Origin of the sequence: Rhodococcus sp. NPDC056506 (assembly GCF_042794945.1) — a bacterium.
Classification (GTDB): Bacteria; Actinomycetota; Actinomycetes; order Mycobacteriales; family Mycobacteriaceae; genus Rhodococcus_F.
The window spans coordinates 48,569-54,748 of sequence record NZ_JBHTSW010000041.1 but is presented as its reverse complement, the minus strand read 5'-3'; the positions used below and the strand labels follow the sequence as shown (position 1 = coordinate 54,748).

Below are 6,180 nucleotides of genomic sequence, written 5' to 3'. Positions count from 1 at the left end.
GACTTACCCCCGAGTTCGAGGAAGACCTTCTTGAGAGTTTGCGCGGCCGTGGCCATCACTGTGCGTCCGGTGGCGGTGGAACCGGTGAAGGACACGAGATCGACGCGCGGATCGCTGCACAGCTGCGCGCCTAGGGAGTGATCCGTCGACGTCACGACGTTGACTACGCCGGCCGGGATCTCGGTTTCCTCTGCAATCACCTTGGCGACCAGCGCGGCGCACCAGGGCGTGTCCGGCGCGGGTTTGAGAACGATGGTGTTGCCGGCTGCGAGGGCGGGACCGAGCTTGGCGAAATTGATCTGGTGCGGGAAGTTCCACGGTGTGATCGCACCTACGACGCCAACTGCTTCCTTGAGCAATCGGCGATGGGTGGGTATGCCCATGGGTGACGCGTGGCCGAGATCTTGTTCCCACGCATAGGATTCGATCAGGTCGGCCCAGTAGCGAAGATCTTCGATCGGGCCCTCGAGTTGTGGGCCGCTCGTCAGCATGACGGGCGCGCCCACCTCGGCAACAGTGATCTCACGTAGTTCTTCGATGTGGGACTGGAGTGCCTCGCACAGTTGGCGCAGGCAGCGAGCGCGAAATTCGTGATCGCGCGCCCACTCGGTGCCGTCGAATGCACGGCGTGCGGCGGCGATGGCCGCATCCATGTCCGCGGCGGTGCCTTCGGCAGCGCGGCCGATCAGTTCCTCTGTTGCCGGATTGAAAACTTCGAAAGTTCCGCCCGATCCGGGAATCAGCTTTCCGTCGACGAGAAGTGCAGAACTGTCTGCGGGTCGAAGCGTCATAGCGCGAGCCCTCTCTTTCTGGACATGTGTCTGGACTCTAGTTCACACTTCGGATTGAGGCAATGGGTTTTGGGGCATAAGAGATTTCGAGCCAAGTTGTTCGAAAGTCGGTGGATCGGCCTCGACGAAAAGCGCCTCACGTCCGGTGAGGCGCCGCTACGGTTCACCACACCGTCCATACCCGCAGAGGAGTAATCGAATGAACAGAGTTGACGGAAAAGTGGTGCTGGTGACCGGCGCTGCGCGAGGTCAGGGGCGCAGTCATGCCGTTCACCTGGCACGCGAGGGCGCGCATGTCATCGCCTTCGACCTGTGTGCCGACATCGCCAGCAACGAGTATCCACTCGCCAGTCCTGCCGATCTCGAGGAGACGGCTCGACTGGTGAAAGAGACCGGGCAGCAGGTGGTGGCGGCCCGGGTCGACGTCCGCGATCGCACCGGACTCGAAACGGCCCTGGCGGAGGCGGTGAGCCAGTTGGGCGGACTGCATGTCGTCGTGGCGAATGCCGGTATCTGTCCGCTCGGCAAGCATGTGTCCACCGCAGGTTTTGTCGACGCGTTCGACGTGAACTTTCTCGGTGTCGTCAACACAGTGCACGCATCGATGGAGTATCTCGGCGAAGGGGGTTCGATCATCGCGATCGGATCTGTCGCCGGCCTGGTGCCGCAGACCGGATTCAACGGTCAGCAGGCGCTCCAGGGTCCGGGAGGAGACGGATACGGCCTGGCCAAGAAGCTGATTCAGGCCTACACCAGTTCGTTGGCGCTGACCCTCGGGCCGAGCTCCATTCGAGTCAACGCGATTCACCCGACCAACGTGAACACCGACATGTTGCAGAGCATGCCGATGTACCGGACGTTCCGTCCTGATCTCGAGAATCCGACCGCCGAGGATGCGGCAGTGACGTTCCCGTTCATGCAGGCTATGCCGACTCCGTGGGTCGAGCCCGCGGACATCTCGCATGCAGTCGTGTACCTGTCCTCCGACGAATCGCGTTTCGTGACTGGCCAGCAACTGCGCGTCGACGCCGGTGCCGGGATGAAGATCGGTCTGTAGTAAAACTTTTCGCCTTGCTGCTGCCTGTCGGCGGTGAATTTTCGGAGTTTCGCCATTTCGTTGCCCTGGACACGACGCTGTAGTAACGTCCAGACACGTGTCCAGCAAACGGGGCGAGCGAAGTGGCGGGGGATCGGTTGTCTACGAATCCACCCGTCGGCGCCTCACGGGCAAACAGGCGGAGACGGTAGCCAGACTTGCTGAGGCGACCGTGAAAGTTTTACGCGAACAAGAGTTTTCCGGTCTGAGTATCCGTTCGGTTGCGGCCGAGGCCGGCGTGGGAACTGCCACCGCCTACACGTATTTCGCGTCCAAGGAGCATCTGGTCGCCGAGGTCTTCTGGCGAAGACTGCAGGGGTCGTCGGCGCCCGACGGTGCCGGACTGGATCGCACCGCGCACGTGCTGTCTGTGCTTCGCAACATCGCTCTGCTTCTCGCGGACGAACCGGAGGTATCTGCGGCCGTGACCAACGCCCTGCTCGGTACCGATCCGGAAGTGGAACATCTCCGCGGCCGGATCGGGTTCGAGATCCACCGCAGGCTCGCCTCGGCGTTGGATCCGAATGGTGAGCCCGAAGTGCTGGAAGCGCTCGAAATGCTTTATGCAGGAGCGCTTCTGCGCGGAGGAATCGGGTACGGAACCTACGCGCAAATTGCCGGACGCCTCGAGGCATCCGCACTACTGATCCTGGAGAAATCATGACAGAAGCTTTGATCGATCCGGTGGTCTTCAATCCGTACGACTACCATTTTCACGACGACCCGTATCCGACGTACAAGCGTCTACGCGAGGAATCCCCGCTCTATCACAATCCGGACGTGGGCTTCTGGGCGTTGTCGCGGTATGCGGACGTGGTCGAGGGGTTCAAGGACAACAAGCGCCTGTCGAGCGCAAACGGAGTGTCTCTCGATCCCGCCGCATACGGGCCACACGCACACTATGTGATGTCGTTTCTCGCGATGGACGACCCTCGCCATATGCGGTTGCGCCAGTTGGTCTCTCGCGGATTCACACCGCGGCGGGTTGCGGAACTCGACGGACGGATACTCGAACTGACGAAGCAACACCTGATACCTGCGCTGGGCACAGGGGAGTTCGACTGGATCACGGAGGTGGCGGGAAAGCTGCCGATGGACGTCATCTCCGAGCTCATGGGAGTCCCCGAACCCGATCGAGCCGAACTGCGGCGTAAGGCGGACCTGGTGGTACATCGGGAGGCGGGTGTCCTCGACGTCCCGCAGCCAGCGGTGGACGCCTCGATCAGCCTGATGGGCTATTACAAGGACATGATCGCGCAGCGTCGGCGCGCGCGGACGGACGATCTGACCTCGGCGTTGCTCGACGCCGAGGCCGACGGAGACAAGCTCTCGGATCAGGAGATCCTCGGGTTCATGTTCTTGATGGTGGTGGCGGGAAACGAAACCACGACCAAGCTTCTCGGAAACGCGCTGTACTGGGGCTCGCACCACCGCGCACAGATCACACCCGTGCTCGACGATCCCGAACGAGCCTCGGAGTGGGTGGAAGAGACCCTCCGCTACGACACGTCGAGCCAGATCGTGGCGAGAACGAGTGTTGTCGACCTCGAATATCACGGGCGCACCATTCCCGCGGGCGAGAAGGTATTGCTCCTGATCGGTTCGGCCAATCGTGATGCGGACGTGTTCGAAGACGCGGACAGCTTCCAGATCGGTCGAAGCTCCTCCGGCAAGCTTGCCAGTTTCGGTGGCGGCGTTCACTTTTGCCTCGGCGCCCACCTCGCAAAGCTCGAAGCCAAGATCGCCCTCGCAGAATTCGGCCGTCGGGTCAGCAGCTACGAGGTCGACGAGTCCGGAATCGAACGTGTCCATTCGACCAATGTTCGGGGCTTTGCGGCCCTACCCGTGAAAGTGCAGGTGCGCTGATGCCTCGTTTCGAACCCAACCCGGCTCGCCGGCCCGCACTGATCAGTGGTGCGTCGTCGGGAATCGGTACCGCTACCGCGTATGCCCTGGCCGAACTCGGCCACCCCGTTGCCCTCGGTGCGCGTCGACTTGCAGAGTGCGAGGCCATTGCCGAGAAGATCCGCAGTAACGGTGGCGAGGCCTACGCACACTTCCTCGACGTCACCGACGGTGATTCGGTCGACGGATTCGTCGCGGCAGCGGAGGCGGTGCACGGTCCCACCGAGATCGTCGTCTCCGGTGCCGGTGACCTCGAATTCGGCGCTGCGGACGAGATGGATCCGGAGGCGTTTCTCCGGCAGATTCAAGTCCACCTCGTTGGTGCGCAGCGATTGGCGCACCGCGTTCTCCCCGGTATGCGTCAACGTCAGCGTGGTGACTTCGTCCTGATCGGCTCGGACTGCGCTGAACGCCAGCGGCCGCTCATGGGTGCGTACGACGCAGCCAAAGCCGGACTCGAAGCCATGGGACGTCAGATGCGAATGGAACTGGAGGGAACAGGTATTCGCGCGTCGATCGTGCGACCAGGGCCGACACTGACCGGCATGGGGATGGACACGACGCCGGAGATCATCGGGCCGGTCGGGGAATCGTGGAGTAAGTGGGGGTTTGCCCGCCACGGCTACTTTCTGCGTGCCTCGGACATCGCCAATGCCATCGTCGCCGTCGTGTCGGCGCCGCGCGGGGCTCACATCGTGCTCGTCGAAGTTCAGCCCGAGGCACCACTGGACAAACTTCCCACTGCGAACTCACAGGAGACGACATGACGCACGGAGTGCAGGAGACGTCGCGAACACTGCCCGAGCCACCGCGGGTGTCCGGTGGGGACCTCCCGCACGGGCATCTCGAGGAACTGAGAACCGACCCGATTGCGCTGATGCGCAGGGTGCGCGAAGAGTGCGGTGACGTCGGTGCCTTTCAACTTGCCGACCGCACCGTGATCTTGTTGTCGGGAGCGGAGGCAAACGAGTTCTTCTTCCGTTCCACTGACGAAGATCTCGACCAGCAAGCTGCGTACCCGTTCATGAAGCCGATCTTCGGTGAGGGCGTGGTCTTCGATGCCAGCCCGGAGCGGCGTAAGGAGATGCTGCACAACTCGGCACTGCGCGGTGAACAGATGCGTGGGCACGCCGCCACGATCGGCCGCGAGGTCGAGGCGATGGTCGCGCAGTGGGGAGACGAAGGTGAGATCGATCTGCTGGACTTCTTCGCCGAGCTGACCATCTACACCTCGTCGGCGTGCCTGATCGGCAAGAAGTTCCGCGACGAACTCGACGATAGCTTCGCCAAGCTGTATCACGAGCTCGAACAAGGCACGGATGCTTTGGCTTTCGTGGATCCGTACGCGCCGATCGAGAGCTTCCGCCGACGCGACGAGGCCCGGTTGGCGTTGGTCGCTCTGGTGCAGGAGATCATGAACGGCCGGATCGCGAATCCTCCACAGGGCAAGGAGGACCGCGACATGTTGGACGTGTTGGTTTCGGTCAAGGACGAGAACGGCGCCCTCCGGTTCAGTGCCGACGAGATCACCGGAATCTTCATCTCGATGATGTTTGCAGGCCACCACACGACTTCCGGCACGGCAGCGTGGTCGCTGATCGAGATGTTGCGGCATCCGGACACCATGTCGGACGTGGTCGAGGAACTCGACAATCTGTACTCCGACGGCGCTGACATCAGTTTCCATGCTTTGCGACAGATTCCGGTTCTCGAGGCAGTGGTCAAGGAAACCCTTCGACTGCATCCGCCGTTGATCATCCTGTTACGAGTGGCGCGTGGAGATTTCGAAGTGAGCGGCTTCGAGATCAGAGAAGGCCACCTTGTCGCCGCGACACCCGCGATCTCCAATCGAATCGCCGAGGACTTCCCGCGTCCGGACACTTTCGATCCCGGCAGGTACATCGACCCGAATCAAGAGGACATCGTCAACCGCTGGACGTGGATTCCGTTCGGAGCCGGCCGGCATCGCTGCGTCGGCGCCGCGTTCGCCCAGATGCAGCTCAAGGCGATCTTCTCGATCTTGCTGCGGGACTACGAGTTCGAGATGGCGCAACCGTCGCAGTCCTACCGAAACGATCACAGCAAGATGGTCGTCCAGCTGCAGCAGCCGTGCGCGGTGAGGTACCGGCGCCGAACGAGTCCCGGGAGCGAGGGGTGATCATGCACGTCGAAGTCGACCTCGACCTGTGTCAAGGCCATGCGGCATGCGAACTGGAAGCACCGGAGATCTTCGTCGTTCCGAAGCGAGGGAAGGTCAGTCTTCTGGACTCCGACCCACCTGAGTCGCTCCGCGGTGAAGCCGAGATGGCAGTCAGGTATTGCCCGACCGGCGCACTGAGAATTGTCGACTGATTGCAGCGGATTGTCGACTGATTGCAGCGAATTCAC

General features: G+C 62.1%; 7 protein-coding genes. 6 read left to right on the top strand and 1 reads right to left on the bottom strand.

What is annotated here, in order from left to right:
• The coding region (locus ACFQ6H_RS24545) for an aldehyde dehydrogenase family protein (RefSeq protein ID WP_378649133.1) at nt 1-791 on the bottom strand (791 nt) is incomplete at its 3' end.
• Between the two features lie 199 nt (nt 792-990).
• Between ACFQ6H_RS24545 and ACFQ6H_RS24540 the strand changes: the two genes are divergently transcribed.
• The 6 genes from ACFQ6H_RS24540 (at nt 991) to ACFQ6H_RS24515 (ending at nt 6,144) form a co-directional block, all read left to right on the top strand.
• A complete protein-coding gene (locus tag ACFQ6H_RS24540) occupies nt 991-1,848 on the top strand; it encodes a mycofactocin-coupled SDR family oxidoreductase (protein ID WP_378649131.1) in 858 nt (285 codons plus the stop codon).
• A 97-nt stretch (nt 1,849-1,945) separates the two neighbouring features.
• Entirely contained in the window at nt 1,946-2,551 is a 606-nt protein-coding gene (locus ACFQ6H_RS24535) for a TetR/AcrR family transcriptional regulator (RefSeq protein WP_378649129.1), read from the top strand.
• Nucleotides 2,548-3,753, top strand: a complete 1,206-nt coding sequence (locus tag ACFQ6H_RS24530) for a cytochrome P450 (protein ID WP_378649127.1) — start codon at nt 2,548-2,550, stop codon at nt 3,751-3,753. The genes ACFQ6H_RS24535 and ACFQ6H_RS24530 overlap by 4 nt, the downstream gene beginning before the upstream one ends.
• Nucleotides 3,753-4,559, top strand: a complete 807-nt coding sequence (locus tag ACFQ6H_RS24525; RefSeq protein WP_378539739.1) for an SDR family oxidoreductase — start codon at nt 3,753-3,755, stop codon at nt 4,557-4,559. The genes ACFQ6H_RS24530 and ACFQ6H_RS24525 overlap by 1 nt, the downstream gene beginning before the upstream one ends.
• Nucleotides 4,556-5,950 (top strand): cytochrome P450, encoded by a 1,395-nt coding sequence (locus ACFQ6H_RS24520; RefSeq protein ID WP_378649125.1) that lies wholly within the window; start codon nt 4,556-4,558, stop codon nt 5,948-5,950. The genes ACFQ6H_RS24525 and ACFQ6H_RS24520 overlap by 4 nt, the downstream gene beginning before the upstream one ends.
• A gap of 2 nt (nt 5,951-5,952) precedes the next feature.
• Nucleotides 5,953-6,144, top strand: coding sequence for a ferredoxin (locus tag ACFQ6H_RS24515; protein ID WP_020907945.1), 192 nt, complete (start codon nt 5,953-5,955; stop codon nt 6,142-6,144).
• The last annotated feature ends 36 nt before the right edge of the window (nt 6,145-6,180 follow it).